At 71.9% G+C, this 20982-nt stretch carries 21 protein-coding genes; 15 read left to right on the top strand and 6 right to left on the bottom strand.

The features are described 5' to 3' along the window. A complete protein-coding gene (locus tag ACFZBP_RS35530) occupies positions 1 to 585 on the top strand; it encodes a hypothetical protein (RefSeq protein WP_391419453.1) in 585 nt (194 codons plus the stop codon). A 45-nt stretch (positions 586 to 630) separates the two neighbouring features. Here ACFZBP_RS35530 and ACFZBP_RS35525 read toward each other — a convergent pair whose 3' ends face one another. After that, entirely contained in the window at positions 631 to 918 is a 288-nt protein-coding gene (locus ACFZBP_RS35525) for a hypothetical protein (RefSeq protein ID WP_383444248.1), read from the bottom strand. Positions 919 to 1172: 254 nt separating this feature from the next. Then, positions 1173 to 2522 (bottom strand): DUF2252 family protein, encoded by a 1350-nt coding sequence (locus ACFZBP_RS35520; RefSeq protein WP_391419451.1) that lies wholly within the window; start codon positions 2520 to 2522, stop codon positions 1173 to 1175. A gap of 303 nt (positions 2523 to 2825) precedes the next feature. On the opposite strand from ACFZBP_RS35520, the gene ACFZBP_RS35515 reads away from it, so the two are divergent. Next, on the top strand, positions 2826 to 4019 hold the full coding sequence (locus ACFZBP_RS35515; RefSeq protein WP_391419449.1) for a DNA glycosylase AlkZ-like family protein: 1194 nt from the start codon (positions 2826 to 2828) through the stop codon (positions 4017 to 4019). A 60-nt stretch (positions 4020 to 4079) separates the two neighbouring features. Here the strand turns inward: ACFZBP_RS35515 and ACFZBP_RS35510 are convergent, their stop codons facing one another. Further along, the gene (locus tag ACFZBP_RS35510; RefSeq protein WP_234762455.1) at positions 4080 to 4406 is read right to left on the bottom strand and encodes a hypothetical protein; all 327 of its coding nucleotides are present in this window, start codon (positions 4404 to 4406) and stop codon (positions 4080 to 4082) included. 267 nt (positions 4407 to 4673) lie between these two features. Here ACFZBP_RS35510 and ACFZBP_RS35505 point away from each other — a divergent pair, with 267 nt between their 5' ends. The 8 genes from ACFZBP_RS35505 to ACFZBP_RS35470 all read left to right on the top strand — a co-directional run bounded on the left by ACFZBP_RS35505 (position 4674) and on the right by ACFZBP_RS35470 (position 12843). Continuing rightward, positions 4674 to 5042, top strand: coding sequence for an arsenate reductase family protein (locus ACFZBP_RS35505; protein ID WP_383444237.1), 369 nt, complete (start codon positions 4674 to 4676; stop codon positions 5040 to 5042). Positions 5043 to 5161: 119 nt separating this feature from the next. Next, positions 5162 to 5863, top strand: coding sequence for a hypothetical protein (locus ACFZBP_RS35500; RefSeq protein WP_391419446.1), 702 nt, complete (start codon positions 5162 to 5164; stop codon positions 5861 to 5863). 246 nt (positions 5864 to 6109) lie between these two features. Beyond that, positions 6110 to 7141: a glutamine synthetase gene (glnII, locus tag ACFZBP_RS35495; RefSeq protein ID WP_391419444.1), complete on the top strand. Its 1032-nt coding sequence runs from the start codon at positions 6110 to 6112 to the stop codon at positions 7139 to 7141. A 332-nt stretch (positions 7142 to 7473) separates the two neighbouring features. Next, a complete protein-coding gene (locus ACFZBP_RS35490) occupies positions 7474 to 8019 on the top strand; it encodes a winged helix-turn-helix domain-containing protein (RefSeq protein ID WP_391419442.1) in 546 nt (181 codons plus the stop codon). Positions 8020 to 8084: 65 nt separating this feature from the next. Then, positions 8085 to 9104, top strand: a complete 1020-nt coding sequence (locus ACFZBP_RS35485) for an NAD-dependent epimerase/dehydratase family protein (protein ID WP_391419440.1) — start codon at positions 8085 to 8087, stop codon at positions 9102 to 9104. A 53-nt stretch (positions 9105 to 9157) separates the two neighbouring features. Next, the gene (locus tag ACFZBP_RS35480) at positions 9158 to 10432 is read left to right on the top strand and encodes a sensor histidine kinase (protein ID WP_383444221.1); all 1275 of its coding nucleotides are present in this window, start codon (positions 9158 to 9160) and stop codon (positions 10430 to 10432) included. Continuing rightward, positions 10417 to 11070 carry a LuxR C-terminal-related transcriptional regulator gene (locus tag ACFZBP_RS35475; RefSeq protein ID WP_391419437.1) on the top strand — a complete coding sequence of 218 codons (654 nt, stop codon included), beginning with the start codon at positions 10417 to 10419 and terminating at the stop codon, positions 11068 to 11070. The genes ACFZBP_RS35480 and ACFZBP_RS35475 overlap by 16 nt, the downstream gene beginning before the upstream one ends. A gap of 201 nt (positions 11071 to 11271) precedes the next feature. After that, entirely contained in the window at positions 11272 to 12843 is a 1572-nt protein-coding gene (locus ACFZBP_RS35470) for a DUF1996 domain-containing protein (protein WP_383444215.1), read from the top strand. A gap of 77 nt (positions 12844 to 12920) precedes the next feature. Here ACFZBP_RS35470 and ACFZBP_RS35465 read toward each other — a convergent pair whose 3' ends face one another. Beyond that, positions 12921 to 13352, bottom strand: a complete 432-nt coding sequence (locus ACFZBP_RS35465; protein WP_383444211.1) for a hypothetical protein — start codon at positions 13350 to 13352, stop codon at positions 12921 to 12923. A gap of 100 nt (positions 13353 to 13452) precedes the next feature. Here ACFZBP_RS35465 and ACFZBP_RS35460 point away from each other — a divergent pair, with 100 nt between their 5' ends. The 5 genes from ACFZBP_RS35460 (at position 13453) to ACFZBP_RS35440 (ending at position 18781) form a co-directional block, all read left to right on the top strand. Continuing rightward, positions 13453 to 13953 carry a tetratricopeptide repeat protein gene (locus ACFZBP_RS35460; protein WP_391419434.1) on the top strand — a complete coding sequence of 167 codons (501 nt, stop codon included), beginning with the start codon at positions 13453 to 13455 and terminating at the stop codon, positions 13951 to 13953. Between the two features lie 158 nt (positions 13954 to 14111). Next, complete coding sequence (locus ACFZBP_RS35455) at positions 14112 to 16037, top strand: hypothetical protein (RefSeq protein ID WP_391419432.1); 1926 nt, start codon at positions 14112 to 14114, stop codon at positions 16035 to 16037. A 73-nt stretch (positions 16038 to 16110) separates the two neighbouring features. Beyond that, complete coding sequence (locus tag ACFZBP_RS35450) at positions 16111 to 16989, top strand: metal-dependent hydrolase (RefSeq protein ID WP_383444205.1); 879 nt, start codon at positions 16111 to 16113, stop codon at positions 16987 to 16989. Next, positions 16989 to 18011, top strand: a complete 1023-nt coding sequence (locus ACFZBP_RS35445) for a 2Fe-2S iron-sulfur cluster-binding protein (protein ID WP_391419430.1) — start codon at positions 16989 to 16991, stop codon at positions 18009 to 18011. Before ACFZBP_RS35450 ends, ACFZBP_RS35445 begins: the two co-directional genes overlap by 1 nt. Positions 18012 to 18091: 80 nt before the next feature. Beyond that, positions 18092 to 18781 (top strand): TetR/AcrR family transcriptional regulator, encoded by a 690-nt coding sequence (locus ACFZBP_RS35440; RefSeq protein ID WP_383444196.1) that lies wholly within the window; start codon positions 18092 to 18094, stop codon positions 18779 to 18781. Between the two features lie 28 nt (positions 18782 to 18809). On the opposite strand, the gene ACFZBP_RS35435 is transcribed toward ACFZBP_RS35440, so the two are convergent. Beyond that, the gene (locus ACFZBP_RS35435) at positions 18810 to 19172 is read right to left on the bottom strand and encodes a 5-carboxymethyl-2-hydroxymuconate Delta-isomerase (RefSeq protein WP_383444193.1); all 363 of its coding nucleotides are present in this window, start codon (positions 19170 to 19172) and stop codon (positions 18810 to 18812) included. A gap of 31 nt (positions 19173 to 19203) precedes the next feature. Beyond that, the gene (locus ACFZBP_RS35430; protein ID WP_391419427.1) at positions 19204 to 20967 is read right to left on the bottom strand and encodes a SpoIIE family protein phosphatase; all 1764 of its coding nucleotides are present in this window, start codon (positions 20965 to 20967) and stop codon (positions 19204 to 19206) included. Positions 20968 to 20982 lie beyond the last annotated feature (15 nt).

Below are 20982 nucleotides of genomic sequence, written 5' to 3'. Positions count from 1 at the left end.
ATGGGGCTGCTGGACATCCTGTTCGGCCGTACGAAGCCGGTCGCGCCCGATCTCGACCAGCTCTTCGCGCTGCCGTCGGCCGCGGTGACGCTGGAGGCGGCGGCCGGGTTCCGGCCGACGGGCAGCGGGGCGGTGTGCTTCGCGACGGTCGAGGGCGCCATATTCGAGCAGACGCACCGCGAGGTGCAGGCGCTGCTGGACGCGGACGCCGAACGCGAGGGGCGGCCGGTGCGGCTGACCCGGGACGGCTACGGCTACTCGTGGCTGGTCTCCACGCGGGGGCCAGACGATCTGCCGGAGCTGGTCAACGATCTGCACGCGGTGAACAGCGCGATGGAGGTCAACGGGTTCGGGCCGCAACTGCTGTGCTCGCTGGCCGGGTTCGAGGACGACGCGGGCAGGCGGCTCGCCCTCGTCTACCTCTACAAGCGGGGCACCTTCTACCCGTTCGCGCCGCTGTCCGGCCCTGCGGAGCGGCGCGACAACGCCTTGGAGCTGCGGGTGAAGGCGGCCCTCACGAACGATCTGCGGATCGAGCAGGACCTGGGCCGCTGGTTCCCGCTGTGGGGCGCCCCCGGCCTGTGACCGAGGGCGCCTCGAACTGCGGGCGCGCTACCAGCGGAACTGGTCTCACTTGCTCTTCTCGCGCTCCTGCCGACGGGCTTCGAGGGGGCGCTCGCGGCGGTAGCGCCGCTCCCACTTGGCCTGCATGTCACGGCGGTCGCGGTAGGAGCGGTAGTCCGCGGGCATGGAGCCTCCCGACGAGGCCCCTCCCCCGGCCCCGCCGCTCGGCGCGGAGGAGCTCCGGCCGTACTGCAGGTAGAGGAAGAGCACCGCGACGGCGGCCAGCCAGTAGAGGTGGTTGTCGAACCCTAGGATCACCAGGACGACGGTCCCGGACATGACGATGGTGCCCATCACGGGCCTCCGTGAGCGTGGATCGATTCTGGTTCTCGAGCGGTGAACGTGAACGGTGAACGAGGTCCGGCGGGGCGCTGGGGGAGGGCGACCGTCCGCCGGTGCGTAGAGACTAGCGTCGAGTCCGCAGGGTGGCGCCTGCCCTGCGCGAAGCGGCGTGAGCTGCTCCGTTACGCGTGTCCAGCGTAGGGATCCGGTCACCGGGCGTGCATCCCCTTTTCCCGTGACCGGGGTGCCGCGCGGGTCTGAGGTGGTCAGACGCCGGGTGCCGCGGTGATCACCCCGGCACCGACGGCCGCGCCCAGGGTCGTGTGGTCGGTGACGGTCTGGTCGGCGTAGGCGAGGGCGAATTCGGTGACCGCGCGGTCGAAGGTGTCGGCGCCGCCGAGGTAGCCGGCGATGGCGATACGGTCGCCGGAGCGGGCGTGCGCCCGGGCGAGGGCGGTGCCGCACAGCCGGGCGTAGGCGAGGAGGTCGTCCGGGCTCATCCCGGCGACGTCGGCGGAGCCCTTCATGTCGCGCAGCTGACGCCAGTAGAAGGCGCGGCCCTGCGGCCCGGACATCCAGCCGAGGAAGATGTCGCCGGACGCCTGCAGCAGCCGTTGCCCCGCGACGACGCGATGGCCGGGGTGGACGTACGGCCCGCTCGGCAGATGCTCCTCCAGCACGGACGGCCGGGCCTCCTTGATCTGGAGGAACAGCGGGTCGTCGGTGTCCCGCCCGGCGAGCAGCACGAGGAAGCAGCGCAGGCCGACGCTGCCGACGCCGACGACCTTGCGGGCGGCGTCGACGAAGCGGTAGCGGTCGAGGAGCAGCCGGCGTTCCTCGGTGAGGGTCGAGCGGTAGTCGCTGAAGGTCTTGCGCAGCGAGGCCATGTCGGACATGCCGGCGGGTTCGAGGAGCGGCGGGTCGTGGATGATGCGGCGGCGGCCGTCGACGACCTCGGTCAGCCGGTCGAAGGCCCGCAGGCTGGTGCGGCGCCGGGCGCGTCCGAGGCTGGCCTCGCCGCGGCGGCGGTCGCGGGTGGAGCGGACCAGGGGCAGCAGCTGATCGGCGTCGATGCTCGTGTACCAGACGTCGAGTTCGCCGCGCCGGGCCAGCCGCCGCATGGTGGTGCGGTACGCCGTCACGGCTGCGAGGGCGGCTCGGCCGGCCTTGGCGTCCGGGTGGCCGATCTCGCGGGCGGCCACGGCGACCGAGGTGGCGAGCCGTTTGACGTCCCATTCGAACGGCCCGCAGAACGTCTCGTCGAAGTCGTTCAGGTCGAAGAGCAGGGTGCGTTCCGGGGAGGCGTACAGGCCGAAGTTGAGCAGATGGGCGTCGCCGCAGAGCTGCACGGTGAGGCCGGTGTGCGGGGCGGCGGCGAGGTCGGCGGCCATCACGGCGGCGGCGCCGCGCAGGAACGCGAAGGGGGACGCCGCCATCCTGCCGTACCTGATCGGCAGCAGCTCCGGCAGCCGGTCGCGGCCCTGGCGTTCCAGCACGGCGACGGGGTCGGGGCGGTCCACGGAGGGGGTCCAGGCGGCGTGCGCGGAGCGGCTGACCAGCTTGCGGGCGGTCTTGCCGCGAAGCGCCCGGTCGGCGGGGCCGGCGGGGGTCGTCATGGGGAGTCGGTTCTGTGCACGGCTGCCCCGTGCGCCGGTACGAGTGCGGCCGCCCTGTGCGCCGGTACGGGTGCGGCCGCCCCGTCGACCGGCCTTGGTATGCCGTGCCTGCCCATCGCACCTCCCTCCGCCACGCCCGCTCGGGGCGAGGTCCGTCACCTCCTGATCGCAGTGAAGGCGGGGCCGGGGGTGGACGCATGCCGGGTACGGCAATCGGGTGACGGGGCCGTCGGGCGCGCGGGGGCCGTTGTCAGTGGCGTCGGGGAGGATGCGGTCACTGGTACGTGACGGGTGGAGGCCGGGATGGGGCGTGACGGACTGCGGTACATCGGGGTGGCGGAGCGGCGGGCCCGGCTGGGGGTGCGGCATCGGCTGGCCGGGGCGGCGCGGGCCGGGAGCCCGCAGGAGGTCGCGGACTCGCTCGTCGCGCTGCACGGCACCGATCCGGCGACCGTGTACCTGGCCGTGGGGGCGCGGCTGGCCGAGCCCGCGAAGACCGTGGCGGAGACCGAGCGGGCGTTGTACGAGGAGCGGGCGCTGGTCCGGATGCACGGCATGCGGCACACCGTGTTCGTCTTCCCCACCCGGCTGACGGCCGTGGTGCACGCCTCGACGGGCCTCGCGGTCGCCGGCCGGGAGCGGGCCTCGCTGGTCAAGGCCATGGCGGCGGCGGGGGCGCCGGACGCGGCCTGGCTGGCGGAGGTCGAGGAGTCGACGCTGGCGGCGCTCGCACGGCGCGGACAGGCGACGGCGGCCGAACTCGCCGAGGACGAGCCGCGGTTGCGCGAGCGGTTCGTGTACGCGGCCGGGAAGAGCTACGAGGGCGTGCACACCGTCTCGACGCGGCTGCTGCGGGTGCTGGGCGTCGAGGGGAAGGTGGTGCGGGGGCGGCCGCTGGGTTCCTGGACGTCCTCGCAGTTCCGGTGGGCCCCGGCGCCCGCCCATCCCGAGCTGGACGTCGCCGCGGCGCAGGCGGAGCTGCTGCGGAACTGGCTCGCGGTGTGCGGGCCGGCGACCGAGGCCGACCTCAAGTGGTGGACGGGGTGGCGGGTCACCGAGGTGCGTCGGGCGCTGGCGGCGACGGGGGCGCGGGCCGTGGCCCTCGACGAGGGGACGGGGTACGTCGTCGACGGCGACGTCGATCCGGTGGCGGGGCCCGCGGAGCCGTGGGCGGCGCTGCTGCCCGCGCTCGACCCCACGGCGATGGGGTGGCAGCGGCGGGAGTGGTATCTGGCGCCGGAGCTGTGGCCGTCGCTGTTCGACCGGAGCGGCAACGTGGGGCCGACGGTGTGGTGGGACGGCCGGGTGGTGGGCGGGTGGGCCCAGCGGGGGGACGGGGAGGTCGTCTGGCGACTGCTGGAGAATCTGGGGGGCGTGGAGCGGCGGGCCGTGGAGGCCGCGGTCGCGGTGGAGGCCGAGCGGCTGCGGGGTTGGGTGGGGGCGGCTCGGGTGACGCCTCGGTTCCGGACGCCGTTGGAGCGGGAGTTGTCGGCGTAGCCGCGGGCCGGCGGCCCGATGCCGGGTGCCCTCGGTCCAGAGGGGCACCCGGCGGCGCGCTTACCTCGAGTACCTCATGAGCGCCCGCACCATGTGGCACGTGGTGTCCGACGGCGGGTGGACGCCGATCGTCTCGGCGGTGCTGCGGATCGTCTCGTTACGGGCCTGGTTGGGCATGTAGACGCCCGTGTCGAGGAGGGCTATCGCGAGGCGCAGGGCCTTGAGTCGGCGGTTGTGGGTGATGTACCACTCGCGCGGGCGGCCCGGCGGCAGCGGCCGCTTCTCCACGGGCGCGTACGGCAGGTCGAGCAGCACCGGGTGCTGCGCGGTGGACTGGGTGGGCAGCGGCTTGCGGGCCGGCTTCTGCTTCAGTGCGGCAGCGGGCACGGGCATCCTCCTGTCGCGGTGGAGCGCCAGCCGGCTGGCCCGGCGACGCTCTCGAACACTGCTTACAGTTTACTGCCCGGCACTGACAATCGGGGGGTGTGAGCGCTCGCTGAAATGCCCTGGTCAGCAACGAAGTTGTGGCTCTGTCACGGCCGGGTCGCGAGGTGTGGTTGAGATGGCGATAAATTCGAACACCGGCTGGCTCGGGAGGGTGGCGACGGGCCGTCCCGGGGGGCGGTTCGGGCGGCTCGGGATACCGTGAGCGGCATGGAGATCTGGATCAATCCGGCCTGTTCGAAGTGCCGTAGCGCCCTGACGCTGCTCGACGCCGAAGGGGCCGAGTACACCGTCCGCCGTTATCTGGAGGACGTGCCGAGCGAGGACGAGATCCGGGAGGTGCTCGACCGGCTGGGGCTGGAGCCGTGGGACATCACCCGGACCCAGGAGGCCGAGGCCAAGGAGCTCGGGGTCAAGGAGTGGGCGCGGGACGCGGGTTCGCGGGATCGGTGGGTGCGGGCGCTGGCCGAGCATCCGAAGCTGATCCAGCGGCCGATCATCACGGCGCAGGACGGTACGGCCGTGGTGGGGCGCAGCGAGGAGGCCGTGCGGGACGCGCTGTCGCGGGAGGGCGACTGAGGGGCTCTCAGGGCGGGTGTGACGCAGGTTACTTGAGCGGCTCGCATGACCGATGAGTAACTTCGTTCGGTATCTCGTACATAGCGGCGTACGCTCCCCGACCTCTTCAGGAGGCGCGCATGTCGCGTAGGAGAACTGTCAGTGCAAAGAAGAAGCTCGCGCTGTTGGTGAGTGCGGCGACGGTGGCGGGAGGCGGCGCCTTCGTCATGGCGAGCACCTCGAACGCCTCGCAGGCGCCGACGGTCAAGTCCGCCGCGGACTCGACCGTCTGCCAGGGGCTCGCCACCGCGCTCGGCAACAACGAGCGGTTCATCGAGGGGCAACGGGCCAATCCCGACGCCCAGTCCGAGGCGCGGATCGCCAACCGCGAGGCCGTGATCGCGCAGATCAAGGTCCAGCAGGAGGCGTCCGGGTGCGCCGCCGGGGAGTCGGCTCAGGACTCCCAGGCCGCACAGCCGGCGGCGCCGAGCGCTCCGGCGGCGGGCGCCGAGGAGGCGGGAGGCGCCGAGGACGCCGGGAACGCGGGGGACGCCGGGAACGCGGCGGGCAACGGCGGCGGTGCCGCGGCCTCGGGCCAGCAGGTCTGCAACGGCTCGACCGTCACGCTCTCCGGTGAGGGCGGGGCCCCGGCCGCTTCCAGCAACCAGTTCCCGGCCGGTACGAAGCTGAAGGTCACCAACCTGGACAACAACAAGTCCACGACGGTGGAGGTCACCTCGGTCTCCGGCAGCTGTGTGCTGCTCAACAACGCGGCGTTCGAGCAGGTGCGGGAGGCCGGCAAGTTCCTGATCCGGCGGGCGGTGATCGAGAAGGTGGGGTGAGGCTTCGGTAACCACACCGTACGTGTCAGGGGTCCCGCCGCTCGCGGCCACGAGTGGCGGGACCCCTCTTGTCGCGGGCGCGGCGTGAAGCTCGCCACAGCGTCGGCCGGTAACACGGGGTTCACATTCGGGCAATGATCGGGAAATCGCCTGTTGACAGGCTCGCGGGCATCAAGTGCGGTGCCCCAGTGCCGCAGCGCCGCAGCACCCGCAAGTGCGTCAGACACACCCCGAAGGAAGTGGCCCGTGACCTTCAAGGCTGAGTACATCTGGATCGACGGCACCCAGCCGACCGCCAAGCTCCGTTCCAAGACGAAGATCATCACGGGCGAGCCCGTCGGTCTGGACGCGCTGCCGATCTGGGGCTTCGACGGGTCCTCCACGAACCAGGCCGAGGGCCACTCCTCGGACCGTGTCCTCAAGCCGGTCTTCACCTGCCCGGACCCGGTCCGCGGCGGCGACGACATCCTCGTCCTGTGCGAGGTCCTCAACATCGACATGACGCCGCACGAGTCCAACACCCGTGCCGCGCTCGTCGAGGTGGCGGAGAAGTTCGCCGCCCAGGAGCCGATCTTCGGTATCGAGCAGGAGTACACGTTCTTCCAGGACGGCTACCCGCTCGGCTTCCCCAAGGGCGGCTTCCCGGCCCCGCAGGGCGGCTACTACTGCGGTGTCGGCGCCGACGAGATCTTCGGCCGTGAGGTCGTCGAGGCCCACCTGGAGAACTGCCTGGCGGCCGGTCTGGCCATCTCCGGCATCAACGCCGAGGTCATGCCCGGTCAGTGGGAGTTCCAGGTCGGCCCGGTCTCCCCGCTGGAGGTCTCCGACCACCTGTGGGTCGCCCGCTGGCTGCTCTACCGCACCGCCGAGGACTTCGGTGTCTCCGCGACGCTGGACCCCAAGCCGGTGAAGGGCGACTGGAACGGCGCCGGCGCGCACACCAACTTCTCGACGAAGGCGATGCGCGAGGGCTACGACGCGATCATCACCGCGTGCGAGTCGCTCGGTGAGGGCTCCAAGCCGCTCGACCACGTCAAGAACTACGGCGCCGGCATCGACGACCGCCTGACCGGTCTGCACGAGACCGCCCCGTGGAACGAGTACTCCTACGGCGTCTCCAACCGCGGCGCCTCGGTCCGTATCCCGTGGCAGGTCGAGCAGGACGGCAAGGGCTACATCGAGGACCGCCGTCCGAACGCCAACGTCGACCCGTACGTGGTGACGCGTCTGCTCGTCGACACGTGCTGCTCCGCGCTGGAGAAGGCCGGCCAGGTCTGATCCGCCAGGCTTGCGCGAGGGGCGTCCACCGCCGTGGTGGGCGCCCCTTCGCCGTGTGCCGACCAGGTCGGCGTCCGAGCAGTGAGAGGAGGCTCCTTTCGATGGGCGGTGTCTGCTTCAATGGGGGCATGGCCAGCTTCCAGAAGTACTCCGCGACAGGTCGCCATGACCTCGAGCCCTTCTGGCCTTCCCGTCAGCACCACGACTTCGACCGGGTGTGTTGCCGCGCGTGAACGCGCGGGCCCTGTAAAGCCGTGACTCCCCGGCCTTCGGCCAGCGCGCAACGACGTACGTCTCCCACGGACCTCTCGCGCGAAAAGAGCTGACCTCTCATGGCGACCACTCGTACGCTCTCCACCGCCCCCACGCCGACCTCCCCGACCGGTGCCCGGCATCATCTGCGCGCCGTGGACCGGGACGAGGTGATCGACGTGGCGGACCTTCTGCCGCCGGGTGCCACCTGGCTGCCCGCTCCCCAGCACTCCCTGCCCACGCTGCCCGGCCAGCCGCCGATGATCGGCTACCTGGTGCTCGTCCCGGCCGACCAGCAGCCGCCGGTCGCGGCACCCGGCGGGGCGGCGGGCGACCCGCTCGTCACCGTCGACACCGTACGGCGCAGCGCGGCGGTCGACGGGCGCGAACTCGACCTCACCTACCTGGAGTTCGAGCTGCTCGCCCACCTCGTGGCCAACCCGCACCGCGTGCACACCCGCGACCAGCTGGTCACCACGGTGTGGGGATACGGGCATGTGGGCGACGGCCGTACCGTCGACGTCCACATCGCCCGGCTGCGCCGCAAGCTGGGCGCCGAGCACCGCGACGCGATCCGGACCGTGCGGCGCGTCGGCTACAAGTACACCCCGCCGGTCGGCCGCTGATCCGGTCCTCTGCTGACGGCAGAGTCCTGTTCCGTCCGGGCCGCGCGGCGTGCAGAGTCGGCTGTATGAGGCTTCTGATGCTGGGTGGTACGGAGTTCGCGGGGCGGGCCGTCGTGGAGGCGGCCCTCGGGCGCGGCTGGGAGGTGACCGTCTTCCACCGGGGGCGGCACGAGCCGGTGGCGGGGGTGCGGTCACTGCACGGTGACCGCACCGCGGCCGACGGGCTCGCCGCCCTCGCGGAGGGCGAGTGGGACGCCGTGGTCGACACCTGGTCGGCGGCGCCCCGCGCCGTGCGGGACACGGCACGGCTGCTGCGGGGCCGCGCCCAGCGGTATGTGTACGTGTCGAGCCGCTCGGTGTACGAGTGGGCTCCGCCCGCCGGATACGGCGAGGAGGCGCCCCTCGTCCAGGGCGCCGAGGCCGGTGCGGAGCAGACCGACTACGCGCGGGACAAACGGGGCGGCGAGCTGGGCGCGGTCGAGGAGTTCGGGGCGGACCGCTCGGTGCTGGTACGGACCGGGCTGCTGCTCGGGCCGTACGAGAACGTCGGGCGGCTGCCCTGGTGGCTGAGGCGGATCGCGCGCGGCGGCCCGGTGCTGGCGCCGGGACCGCGCGACCTGACCCTCCAGTACGTCGACGTCCGCGACCACGCGGAGTGGATCCTCGGCGCCGTGGAGCAGGAGCTGAGCGGGCCGTACCACCTCACGAGCCCGCAAGGGCACGCCACCATGGGCGAGTTGCTCGACGCCTGCGTGGCCACGGTCGGCGGGGACGCCGAGCTGCGCTGGACCGAGCCGGAGGTGATCCTGGAGGCGGGCATCGAGCCGTGGACCCAGCTGCCGGTGTGGGTGCCGCCGGGCAGCGACATGCATGACGCCCTGCACACCGCCGACGTGTCCCGGGCCGTCGCCACGGGGCTGCGCTGCCGTCCCGTGTCCGAGACCGTCGCGGACACCTGGCGGTGGCTCCAGGACATCGGGGGGACCGCGCCCATGCGGCCGGACCGGACCTTCAAGGGGCTCGATCCGGAGGTGGAGGCGAAGGTGCTGGCGGGGCTGGAGGGTGTATCTGACACCACCTCCTGATCGGGGGTCCCGCCCCAGTGACCGGGGCCGCGGCCCTCGGCAAGACTGACGCCATGACCAATGACACGGAAAGCGGCCGGAGTTCGAGGGCGCGCGGCATGGGGGTCGCGGCGCTGCGGGGGCTGGCGTTGGCCCTCGTCGCGCTGCCGGGATCCGTTCTCTGCTTCGTCCTGTCCCTCGTGTCCATCGCGCTCATCCCCGTCGGCGTCGGCCTGGTGACGACGCCGTGGGTGCTGACGGGGGTGCGGGCGTACGCCGACTGGCGGCGGGTCCTGGCGGCCGAGTGGGGCGGGGTGCGGATCCCGCCGGCGTACCGGCCGTTGCCCGAGGACGCCAATCCGTGGAGCCGCACCTTCGGGATGCTGGGCGACCCGGCGACCTGGCGTGACCTGCTGTGGCTGCCGGTCGACATGACGGCCGGGTTCGTCACCGCGCTGCTGCCGGCGGTGCTGCTGATCTATCCGTTGGAGGGGTTCGCGGTGGCCGCCGGGCTGTGGCGGGTCTTCACGGACGCGGGTGGCGGGACGTACTGGTACGGCTTCGTGCCGGTCACCGGACAGGCGTCCGCGCTCGCCGCCGGTGCGCTGGGGCTCGTCCTCCTCTTCTTCGCCCACTTCCTCACCGCGCGTCTGCTCCAGGCCCACTTCCGGCTCACCCGGGCCGTCCTCGCACCCAGCCAGGGTGAACTGGCCGAAAGGGTACGGGTGTTGACGGAAACCCGACGGGACGCCGTCGACACCTCCGCCGCCGAACTGCGCCGTATCGAACGGGATCTGCACGACGGGGCGCAGGCGCGGCTGGTCGCGGTGGGCATGGATCTCGGCACGATCGAGATGCTGCTGGAGAAGGACCCCGCGAAGGCCAAGCAGCTCGTCGCGCAGGCCCGTCAGTCCTCCGCCGACGCCCTCGCCGAGCTGCGCGACCTGGTGCGCGGCATCCATCCGCCGGTGCTCGCCGAGCGCGGGCTGGGTGACGCCGTACGGGCGTTGGCGCTACGGCTGCCGATCCCGACCGAGGTGAACGTCGAGCTGACGGGGCGGGCGCAGGCGCCGGTGGAGTCGGCGGCGTACTTCGCGGTCAGCGAGGTGCTCACCAACGCCGTCAAGCACGCGGGCGCCGACCGGATCTGGATCGACGTGCACCACACCGACGGGATGCTGCGCATCGGCGTCACCGACAACGGCAGGGGCGGCGCGGCGATCGGGGCCGGCTCGGGGCTCGCCGGGGTCGAGCGGCGACTGGGTACATTCGACGGCGTCCTGGCCGTCAGCTCCCCCGCGGGCGGTCCCACCATGGTCACCATGGAGATTCCTTGCGCGTTGTCCTAGCCGAAGACCTGTTCCTGCTGCGCGACGGACTCGTCCGGCTCCTTCAGGCCTACGACTTCGAGATCGCGGCGGCCGTCGAGAGCGGCCCCGAGCTGTCCCGCGCGCTGGCCGAGCTGGAGCCGGACGTCGCCGTGGTCGACGTACGCCTGCCGCCGACCCACACCGACGAGGGGCTGCAGTGCGCGCTGGAGGCCCGGCGGAACAAGCCCGGGCTGCCGGTGCTGGTGCTGTCGCAGCACGTGGAGCAGCTGTACGCGCGGGAGTTGCTGGCCGACGGCAGCGGCGGGGTGGGGTACCTGCTGAAGGACCGGGTGTTCGACGCGGACCAGTTCGTGGACGCGGTACGGCGGGTCGCGGCGGGCGGCACCGCGATGGATCCGCAGGTGATCCAGCAGTTGCTGACCCGGCGCGCGGCCGACGACCGGCCGCTGGCCCGGCTCACCCCCCGGGAGACGGAGGTGCTGGAGCTGATGGCGCAGGGGCGCACGAACGCGGCGATCGCCGACCGGCTCGTCGTCACGGAACGGGCCATCGCGAAACACACCGCCAATATCTTCGCCAAACTGGGCCTGGAGGTGTCGGACGACGACAACCGTCGCGTGCTGGCGGTTCTCGCGTATCTCGACCATGGCCGGTGAAATCGGACCGGCCGCGCACCCGTCGTGCGGGATCAACAACTCCCGGTGTTTTCGGGACTGTTGAGCACACAGCGTTCTCACGAATCTCTCAACAATTTCCGGTACGGCTGAACGCCTCTGGGGCGCCCTGCGTATGAATGGGCGCCGCTTCACTCCTGTCGGGCGCCTCGATGCCCCGAAAAAGGAAGTCAGAGGAGTTCCATGGGACGCAACATTCGAAAACGCCGTACGCCGCTGGCCACCAAGGCCATAGCCGCATCGGCGGCCCTAGCGCTCGGTGGGGGCGGGCTTGTATGGGCCAACTTCTATGCTTCGGCGCACGAGGACAACTCTGGGTGGAACCAGACGAAGTCCACGAACGCCCAGGTCGCGACGATCAACTGCCCTGATGTCGGCCAGCAGCTGACGAAGGTGCCGAAGAGCGCGCGCAAGGGCGTCGCCAAGGAGCTGGCGCTGCTGGACAGGCAGGTCACGGATGCCTACAAGCGTCTCGCCGAGACGCGGCAGGCCCAGGCGGGGGACGCCAACTTCGTCAACAACGCCATCCTCGGCCCGCTGAAGTCCAAGCGCGTGGCCACGCTCGACCGGATCGGCATCAACATCAACCGGGCCGGCGGGCAGCGGCCGCAGAACCTGGACCAGCTCGCCCAGTGCCAGGGCGTCCCGGCCGAGCAGCCCGAGACCAACGACGGCCAGCAGGGCGGGGACCAGAACCAGGACGGTCAGGACCAGAACAACGACGGCCAGAACAACGACGGCCAGAACGACGGCGGTCAGGACCAGGGCGGACAGGACGGCGGCGGGCAGGACCAGGGCGGCGGCAACGGCGGTCAGGCCGGCAACGGTCCGAACGCGGACGACTTCGTCGACATCACGCAGGTCCAGGGCAGCGCCCAGCTGGGCGTCGGCGCGAACGGCCTCCCCGCGAACGGGGACAGCGGTTCGACCGGCAGCTTCACCACGAACTGCGGCACCAACGAGAACGAGAACCGCAACTCGGACAACGTGATCGTCGCCCCCGGTGTCAGCAACGGTGCGCAGCACCAGCACGACTACGTCGGCAACCAGGCCAACAACGCCTTCGCGAGCGACCAGGACCTGGCGAACGGCGACACCACCTGCCAGAACCAGGGTGACAGGTCGTCGTACTTCTGGCCGGTGCTGCGGGTGCAGGACGGTCAGAACGACATCGACGCGAACGCCCCCGGTGGCGGTCAGGACGGCAACGTCGGCACGATCATCCAGCCCAGCGAGGCGCAGCTGAAGTTCGTCGGCAACAAGACGAGCGACGTCGTCGCGATGCCGCAGGCCCTGCGCATCATCACCGGTGACGCCAAGTCCTTCGTGAACGGCAACAACAACGCCAACGCGAACTGGAGCTGCACCGGCTTCGAGGACAAGGTCCAGCTGCACGACAAGCTCCCGATCTGCCCCGAGGGCAGCTCCGTGGTGCGGACGTCGAACTTCCAGAGCTGCTGGGACGGTCAGAACATCGACAGCGCCAACCACCGCACGCACGTGGCGTTCGTCCAGGGCGACGGCACCTGCGCCAACGGTTTCCAGGCGATCCCGCAGCTCCAGGTCCGTCTGGTCTACGACGTCCAGGCCCCGCAGATCCAGAACGGACAGGTGCAGAACGCCTTCGCGGTCGACTCCTTCCCGGACCAGCTGCACAAGGCGATCACCGACCACAACGACTTCATCAACTTCTTCGACGAGAACACGATGAACCAGATGGTCCAGTGCATCAACAGCGGGCAGGACTGCCAGTAGTCCAGTAGCCCTGCACCACGGAAAAGCCGGCGGTGGGATTCCCACCGCCGGCTTTTCGTCTGCCTCCGGTCGCGTGCTCAGCCGTGGTGGCCGCCGCTGTTGTGGCTGCCTCCGGGATTCATGTGCTCGGAGCCTTCCTCCATGGTTCCGCCCAGCTTGCTCTGCAGCGTGGTGACCGTCTTCTGCTGGCCGACGGCGACCCATTTGCGGCCGACGAGGTAATAGCCGCCGTAGTCCTTCGCACCGTTCAGCCACTCGGCCTGGCCACGGTCGGTGGCGAAGGTGGCGAGGATGTACTTGTCCTTGCCGGTCTTGCAGATGGCCTGGCGGAGTTCGTCGGCGTCGGTCTGCATGTTCGGGTCGCACTTCGCCATGGCGGCCAGATGCTCCAGACTGCCGGTCGCCGTCTTCGGCGCCTCGGCCTCCTTCTCGCCGCCGGCGCCACAGCCGGCCAGCGTGAGCACCGCCACGGCGCCGACTGCCGCGAGCATCGGTCGGGTCACCTTCATGTCTTCCTCCCTCAGGGGCCTCCCGGTGGATACGGCTCCCGTGCGCGGAGCGCTCAAAATACGGCTGCCGGTGTTCGCCCGCCCGTGCGAGAGTGACGCCGTGAACCAGAACTGGGAAGACCGCGTGGCCGGCGCATGGGCTGCCTTCGACGCCAACCCCGAGACGGACGCGGCCGAGTTCCGCGCCGTCATCGACACCCTCGTCGCCGAGCTGCCGGACGACAGCCCGCTGGGCCCCTTCGAGCGGGCCTGCGCCTGGGACTCGACCGGGCACTCGGACCAGGCGGTACCGCTGTACCGGGAGGCGCTGGCGCGCGGGCTGAACGGCTACAAGGGGCGGCGTGCCAGGATCCAGCTGTCCAGTTCGCTGCGGAACGTCGGGCTGGCGGAGGAGGGGGTCGCGCTGTTGACGCCCGAGCTGGACGCTCCGTCCGACGAGCTGGACGACGCGGTGCGGGCGACGTTGGCGCTGTGTCTGTCGAGTCTGGGGCGGGATCGGGAGGGGTTGGCGCTGGTGTTGGGGGCGCTGGCGTCTCATTTGCCGCGGTATCAGAGGTCGATGGCGAATTATGCGCGGGCGTTGGTCGTCGATACGCCGTAGGGGGTGCCGGGATTTGTTGTTCGGCGCCTGCGGGTGGGATGCGGCTGGTCGCGCAGTTCCTCGCACCCCTGAGGCGCTGTCGCGCCCCTGTGGCTTTGCCGCGACCCACGCCTTCCGCGCCACGGTGACCTACTGACCATTCGCTCGTTCTGCTGAACGTGCAGTCACAGGATGTCGCCCCGCGCCCCGCGCCCGAAGCCGCCGATGCGGTCGTCGATGTCGAGCGGGCCGAGGCCGCGCTCGTCGAGCACTATCCGCGGCTTGTGCGGCTCGCGTATCTGGTGTTGCCGCCGAGTCTCGGTCGCAACCGGCGGGTGGTGACCGCGCACTCCCTCACCCAGCGTGCGCTGCCCAGGGGCCGGGCGGCGTCGGCGCCCGCGATCCCGGCGCAGTCGACGGGACGCGAGGGTGACCCGGGGTATGCCTTCCTGCGGCTCCGGGTGCTGACCACGGCGCTGGAGGCGGGCCTGCCGTTGCGCCGCCCGGCCTGGCCCAAGCGGTCCCAACTGCCACCCCTGTTGCCCCAGATCTGGGGGCTGCGCCTCTTCCCCCGGTCGGGCGGCGCCGACGAGCTCGCTCTGGACCAGCGGCTGTCGGCGCTGTCCGGCCCGGCGCGGGCGGCCTACGTCCTGCGCGGGCTGGAGAAGCTCCCGGACGGCGAGGTGCGCGACGTACTGACGGCGGCCGGTGTCGAGGACGTGGACGACGTGCTGGAGGAGGCCGACGACGTCCCGGCGCAGTACGCGCTGCTCGACTCCCCCGAGTTCGACCCGTGCTCGCTCCAGGCCCGGCCCACCGACCTGATGCGGCGCAGGCAGCACACGAAGGCCGCGCTGGCCGCCGGGGCCGCCCTGCTGGTGTGCGGGGCGCTGCTCGGTCTGCCCGGTGCGGGCTGGGGCCCCGACGGTCCCGCCGCGCCCCCGTACGCGCAGAACCCGGCGGCCGAGGCGGCCCTGGACCCGGCCCAGTTGACGAAGGTCCCGGCGCTGGCCTGGCAGTCCTCGGCCCGTACGGACTTCTCCGTGTGGCCCGCGCGCGGCGACCTCGCCGACGACTCGGCGCTGCTGCGGCGCGCGCTCGCGGTGTGGGCGCGCCCCGGCGAGAAGGTCACCGTGTCGGCGACCCCCGGCACCCCGGCGGGCGGCCCGTCCGGCGCGCCGCAGCTGCTGTACGCGGGGGACGTCGACAACGCGCGCGTGGTGATCCTCTACGACGGTCTGCGCATCGCCCGTTACGCCGAGCCGCTGGACGGCACGGACGGTGCCGCCCTGGACTTCTCCCGGGTCGACAACGCGACCAGGGCGGAGGCGAGCGCGGTGGTGCTGAGCCGGGCCGACGGCAATGTCCGCTATCTGATGGCGCCCTGGGTGAAGATGGCGGCCGAGCGGGATCTGCTGAAGCCGAACGCCGGCGCGATGGACCTCACGGTGACCGACGGTGTGACCTCGCCGATGGCGAGCCCCGCCGCCCAGCAGACCGGCGCGTGCTCGTCGTGGAACGCCCTCCAGGTGACCGACAGCACCGGCACCCGGCTGCTGACCGACCTCGCCGAACTGGTCCCGGCCCGCCTCACCACCGGCCGCCCCGGCCAGACCAAGGACGTGTCCGGCACACGGGCACTGCACGCCTGGGCGCCGTACTCCTGCTGGCTGGGCGCGATGCGCTCGGCCGGGGTGCGCACGGTCAACGCCTGGGCGTACGCCCGGCAGGCGCTGCCCGACGGGACCGGCGCCGCGGACTGGGTGTGTTCGCGCGCGGAGACCTGGCGGGGTGGTGGCGAGCGGGTGCTGGCCCAGTTCCGGACGCCGGGCGCGACGCACGCGGCGGTGGCGGCGAAGGCGCAGAACGTGTCGGCGTGCGGGGCGCGTGATCCGCATGTGCTGGCCGGGGTGTTGTGGAAGGCGCAGGCGGGCAGCTGGTATCTGCTGGCGGCGGGTGCCGGGGACACGGAGTCGATCCGGGCCACGGGCGGGGTGCGCGGCGGCTCCGAGGGCAGTCTGCTGGCCGTGCGGGCCAAGCAGGGGGCGCGGGCCGAGCTGCAGGGCACGTTGGCGAGCGGGCGCTCGATCGACGGCCTCAAGTGACTTGCTGACGGTGCCGTAAACAAGACCCCGCACAAGGGTTCACCCGGGGACTACTCGTCAGTACATTGACGCCATGTCTAATACGCAGGACCGGATACCCCTCAAGGCCCGCAAGGTGTCCTTCTCCTGGGACGACACCCCGTTGCACTGGGTCCCCGGCGATCCCTTCACCACGCACACCATCAACGTGCTGCATCTGCTGCTGCCCGCCGGTGAGCGGTGGTTCGTGCATGTCTACAAGCAGGTGCTGCCGTACATCCGGGACGAGCGGCTCCGCGAGGACGTCATCGGGTTCATCGGGCAGGAGGCGATGCACTCGCAGGCCCATGACGAGGTGCTGCCGCATCTGCGGGAGCAGGGTCTCGACCCGACGCCGTACACCGCCCAGGTCGACTGGCTCTTCGAGAAGCTGCTCGGCGACCGCACGCTGCCGCCGGGCCGGGCGCGCCGGTGGTGGCTGATGGAGCGGGTGGCGATCATCGCGGCCATCGAGCACTACACCGCGTTCCTCGGCGACTGGGTGCTGGGCGCCGAGGAGCTGGACCGGCGCGGCGCCGACCCGACCATGCTGGACCTGCTGCGCTGGCACGGCGCCGAGGAGGTCGAGCACCGGTCGGTGGCGTTCGACCTGTTCATGCATGTCGACGGTGACTACCGGCGCCGAGTGCGGACCTGGGCGACCGCGTTCGCCGCCCTGGTGTTCCTGTGGCAGCGCGGGGCGCGCTTCTTCATGGAGAACGACCCGACGCTCGTGGACGGCCGGGCGACCTTCAAGGACTTCTACGTCCGGGGCAGGCGGGGCACGTTGCCGGCGACCGGGGACATGCTCAGGTCCATCCCCCGGTACCTGAGCCGTGCGTACCACCCCTCGCAGGAGGGCTCCACCGAGCAGGCCGTCGCCTATCTGGCCTCCTCCCCCGCCGCCCTGGCCGCCGAGAAGGGTGCCGCCTGATGCCGAAGCTGCGTACGGTCGCCGTCCTCGCCGGGACCGCCCTGCTCGCCCGGCGGGCGATGCGACGCCGGATCCGGACCTCCCCGCTGTGGCCGATGCCCGCCCTGGAGGAGCCGGTCTCCGGGCGGCCCCGGTCGCGGGCGCTGCGCGTACTGGTGGCCTCGCGGGAGGAGGTCGCGCAGGGGGTCGTCCAACTGCGGCTGGAGGGGCGGGACCTGCCGGGCTGGGAGCCCGGTGCGCATCTCGACCTCGTGCTGCCGTCGGGCCTTGTGCGGCAGTACTCGCTGTGCGGGGACCCGGAGGACGGCTCGTCGTACACGGTGGCGACCAGGCTGGTCGCGGACGGGCGGGGCGGCTCGCGCGAGGTGCACGAGCAGGTGCGGGAGGGGACGGAGCTGGAGGTGCGGGGGCCGCGGAACCGTTTCCCGCTGGTGGAGGCCCCGTCGTACGTGTTCGTGGCGGGCGGCATCGGCATCACGCCCGTGCTGCCGATGCTGCGGGCGCTGGGCGAGGGAGTGGAGTGGCGGCTGCTGTACTGCGGGCGGGACCGCGCCTCGATGCCGTTCCTGGAGGAGGTCGAGAAGCTGGGCGGGGACCGGGTGAGCGTCGTGGAGGGGGTGCCCGACCTCGACGGGCTCCTGGCGGACGTGCCCGAGGGTGCCGCCGTCTACTGCTGTGGCCCGGAAGGGCTGATGGCCGCCGTCGAGGAGCGGTTCCCGCACGTCCAGCTGGAGCGGTTCGCGGCGCGTGCCTCGACGGGCGGTGCCTTCGAGGTCGAACTGCGGCGCAGCGGGCGGACGTTGACGGTCCCCGCCGATTCCACCGTATTGGCCGCCGTTCGCGCGCAGGTGCCCGACACCGCCTACTCCTGCGAGCAGGGCTTCTGCGGGACCTGCCAACAGCGGGTGCTGGAGGGTGAGGTGGAGCACCGGGACGAGCTGCTGACCGACGGGGAGCGGGCCGACTCGATGCTGATCTGTGTGTCGCGGGCGCGGAGTGATCGTCTGGTGTTGGACATGTGAGGGGAGGCGGGCGGGGGCAGGTGAACGTCCGTGATCGGTCCGGTCCGTTCAGGGCCGGAATCGATCGGTAAGGTGTTCGCATGACTACCGGGGTACGCCGAAGAATGGGAGTCGAGGAGCGACGGCAGCAGTTGATCGGCGTCGCCCTCGAACTGTTCAGCCAGCGCTCGCCCGACGACGTCTCCATCGACGAGATAGCGTCGGCCGCGGGCATCTCACGCCCGCTGGTCTACCACTACTTCCCCGGCAAACTCAGCCTGTACGAAGCCGCGTTGAAGCGGGCCTCGGACGACCTGGCGGGCCGCTTCGTCGAGCCGCGCGAGGGGCCGCTGGGGGCGCGGCTGCTGCGGGTGATGCGGCGGTTCTTCGACTTCGTGGACGAGCACGGCCCCGGTTTCTCCGCGCTGATGCGGGGCGGCCCGGCCGTCGGCTCCACGGCGACGAACGCGCTCATCGACTCCGTACGGCAGGCCGCGTATGTCCAAATCCTTTCGCATCTGAACGTGGAGAACCCGCCCGCGCGTCTGGAGCTGGTCGTCCGGTCCTGGATCTCGCTCGCCGAGTCCACGGCCCTGATCTGGCTCGACGGCCGGCGCATCCCGCGCGCCGAGCTGGAGGTGCAGCTCGTGCACGACTTCGCCGCGCTGGCCGCGGTCAGCGCCGCCGGCAACGAGGAGATGGGCGCACTGCTACGCCGCATGCTCAAGGACGAGCCGGCCGACGGCCCGTTCAGCGAGCTGGTCGGCCGGCTGATCTCGCTGGCGTCCTAGGGCGAGCGGCCCAGGAGGCGGACACGGCCTAGCGTTCGAACTTGCGGTACGACGGGTCGAGGTCGCGTACCTCGGCGGAGGCGTGCAGGACGACGCCGCCGTCCTCCACGTGCTTGCGCAGCAGTTCCAGGACGGCCTCGGTCAGCCTGGCCTTCGTCTCGTCGGTGCGGCCGGCGAGCAGGCCCAGCGTGACGTGCACGATCGCGTGCCCCTGCGCCTCGGGGTCCTCGTAGCCGAACGCCGTGTACTGGCTCTGCCGGAACTGCGTCTTGCACGCCTCCGGCTTCGCCGCCGCGATCTCGACCGTGGCGGTGTGCAGCGCCCGCGCGAAACCCTCCCGGTCGAAGGCGTCGGCCAGTACGCCGGAATAGTCGACGGTGATCTGCGGCATGGGCACTCCTGTTCTACAGCGGCATCTGGGCTCACCCTAACCGCAGGGCCAGCATCGCGATGTCGTCCTCCTGGTCCCGTCCGAAGCACTCGAGCAGCGTGTCGCACAGCTCGTCCCCGCCGGTCGGCGCGTCGGCGGCGGCCTTGCGGAGCTGCTCCAGGGAGACGGAGAGGTCGGTGCCGCGGCTCTCGACCAGACCGTCGGTGACCATCAGCAGGCAGTCCTGCGGGGTCAGCACCAGCTCGGTGGGCGCCGGCCGGTCCAGGCCCAGGCCGAGCAGCGGGCCGTCCACGGGGACGTAGGCGGTGTCGCCCTCGGACCGCACGATCAGCGGCGGGATGTGGCCGGCGTTGGCGATCCGGGTGCGGCCGGTGCCGGGGTCGACCAGGGCCAGGCAGACCGTGGCGGTGACGTCGGGGTGGTAGTGCAGCAACATCCGGTCGAGGCGTTCGGCCAGCGTGCCCGGGTCGCTCTCCTCGACGCAGTAGGCGCGCAGAGCGTGCCGGATCTCGACCATCACGGTCGCCGCGTCCAGGGAGTGGCCGACGACGTCGCCGACCGCGGTGAGCACCCCGGCCGGGGTGCGCAGGGCGGCGTAGAAGTCGCCGCCGATCTCGGCCTGCCGGGAGGCGGGGACGTAGCGGACGACGACCTCCACGCCGGGGAGGGAGGGCAGGCGGTGGGGCTGGGGGAGGAAACTGTGCTGGAGGGTGAGCGCGACGTGGCGCTCCGCTTGGTACCGGAGGAGGGGTTCGGCGGCCAGGGCGGTGGCTTGAGCGAGGCGCTCCGTGGGGTGCGCCGCCGTAGGTGGTGCCGGGTTGTGCAGTCGGGCGGGTGCGGGTTCGCCGTGGCTGGTCGCGCCCCGCGGCGGAGCCGCATATCGATACAGCCCCGCGCCCCTTGAGGACGTGGCAGGCGCCGGCGTCTGACACGCCGGTGTCGCGATGCATACGCAGGCTCGGCCCTCCTGGCCCGACGCCAGTACCAGGTGGGCGTCCTCCCGGACGCCGGGGCGGAAGAAGCCTGCGGGCCAGAGGGTCGCGGGCACGGTGGTGCTGTGGACTTCGGCGGGGTGGGTGCGGCCTTCCGCGAGGCGGATGATCAGGCGGGCCGCCGCCACGTGGGGGGCGGTGTCCGGTACGGCGGTGGGGGCGTCCGCAGGGCGGGCGAAGCCGTGGTAGCGGGGGCGGTTCAGGGAGCTGCCCCAGTGGGACTCGCCGTCCGGGCCGATGACGAAGACGACGGCGGGGGTGTCGGTGAGGCGGGCCGCCCCCGCGGCGGCCGCGTCGGCCAGTTCCCCCAGGCAACGCGCGGTCTGCACGGTGAATACGGCCTCGGACAGCAGCGTCAGCCGGTGGGCGAGCACCTCGGCGGCGCCGCGTCGGCGTGCCCCGCGGACGGCGGCCCGCACCACCGCCTCGATCTCGCTCGGCTCGGCCGGCACGGTGAGGTAGGCGTCGGCGCCCGCGTCGAGGCCCCGCCACCGGTACCCCGAGTCCACCGCCATGGCGGAGAAGTGGACGACGGGCAGCGCGGCCGTGGACGGCCGGGCCTTGACCACGCGGCACAGTTCGAAGCCGCTCATGTCGGGCAGCCCGACGTCGACGAGGGCCAGGTCGGGCAGGGCGCCCGCGCGCAGCCGCAGGTCCAGTTCGGTCAGTGCCTCGCCCGCGCTCGCGACGGGGACGACGTCGTGGCCGGCCCGGCGCAGCACGGCGCCCATGGCGAAGCGGCTGGTCGAGACGTCGTCGACGACCATCACGGTCGTACCCGACTGCTTGCCGAATCCGTCCATCGTCGGGAGCCCTTG

The sequence above is a fragment of the Streptomyces sp. NPDC008086 genome, assembly GCF_042957325.1.
GTDB lineage: Bacteria > Actinomycetota > Actinomycetes > Streptomycetales > Streptomycetaceae > Streptomyces.
The sequence above is the reverse complement of the archived record's forward strand: the minus strand, read 5'-3'. Positions and strand labels throughout refer to the sequence as shown.

Bases quoted from the DNA above. Each gene is read 5' to 3' on its own strand.
- ACFZBP_RS35520 (WP_391419451.1), bottom strand. From the start codon at position 2,522: ATGACGACCCCCGCCGGCCCCGCCGACCGGGCGCTTCGCGGCAAGACC.
- ACFZBP_RS35435 (WP_383444193.1), bottom strand. From the start codon at position 19,172: ATGCCGCAGATCACCGTCGACTATTCCGGCGTACTGGCCGACGCCTTC.
- ACFZBP_RS35490 (WP_391419442.1), top strand. From the start codon at position 7,474: ATGGCGACCACTCGTACGCTCTCCACCGCCCCCACGCCGACCTCCCCG.
- ACFZBP_RS35470 (WP_383444215.1), top strand. From the start codon at position 11,272: ATGGGACGCAACATTCGAAAACGCCGTACGCCGCTGGCCACCAAGGCC.
- ACFZBP_RS35480 (WP_383444221.1), top strand. From the start codon at position 9,158: ATGACCAATGACACGGAAAGCGGCCGGAGTTCGAGGGCGCGCGGCATG.
- ACFZBP_RS35445 (WP_391419430.1), top strand. From the start codon at position 16,989: ATGCCGAAGCTGCGTACGGTCGCCGTCCTCGCCGGGACCGCCCTGCTC.
- ACFZBP_RS35430 (WP_391419427.1), bottom strand. From the start codon at position 20,967: ATGGACGGATTCGGCAAGCAGTCGGGTACGACCGTGATGGTCGTCGAC.
- ACFZBP_RS35515 (WP_391419449.1), top strand. From the start codon at position 2,826: ATGGGGCGTGACGGACTGCGGTACATCGGGGTGGCGGAGCGGCGGGCC.
- ACFZBP_RS35485 (WP_391419440.1), top strand. From the start codon at position 8,085: ATGAGGCTTCTGATGCTGGGTGGTACGGAGTTCGCGGGGCGGGCCGTC.
- ACFZBP_RS35530 (WP_391419453.1), top strand. From the start codon at position 1: ATGGGGCTGCTGGACATCCTGTTCGGCCGTACGAAGCCGGTCGCGCCC.
- ACFZBP_RS35465 (WP_383444211.1), bottom strand. From the start codon at position 13,352: ATGAAGGTGACCCGACCGATGCTCGCGGCAGTCGGCGCCGTGGCGGTG.
- ACFZBP_RS35505 (WP_383444237.1), top strand. From the start codon at position 4,674: ATGGAGATCTGGATCAATCCGGCCTGTTCGAAGTGCCGTAGCGCCCTG.
- ACFZBP_RS35500 (WP_391419446.1), top strand. From the start codon at position 5,162: ATGTCGCGTAGGAGAACTGTCAGTGCAAAGAAGAAGCTCGCGCTGTTG.
- ACFZBP_RS35525 (WP_383444248.1), bottom strand. From the start codon at position 918: ATGGGCACCATCGTCATGTCCGGGACCGTCGTCCTGGTGATCCTAGGG.
- ACFZBP_RS35440 (WP_383444196.1), top strand. From the start codon at position 18,092: ATGACTACCGGGGTACGCCGAAGAATGGGAGTCGAGGAGCGACGGCAG.
- ACFZBP_RS35450 (WP_383444205.1), top strand. From the start codon at position 16,111: ATGTCTAATACGCAGGACCGGATACCCCTCAAGGCCCGCAAGGTGTCC.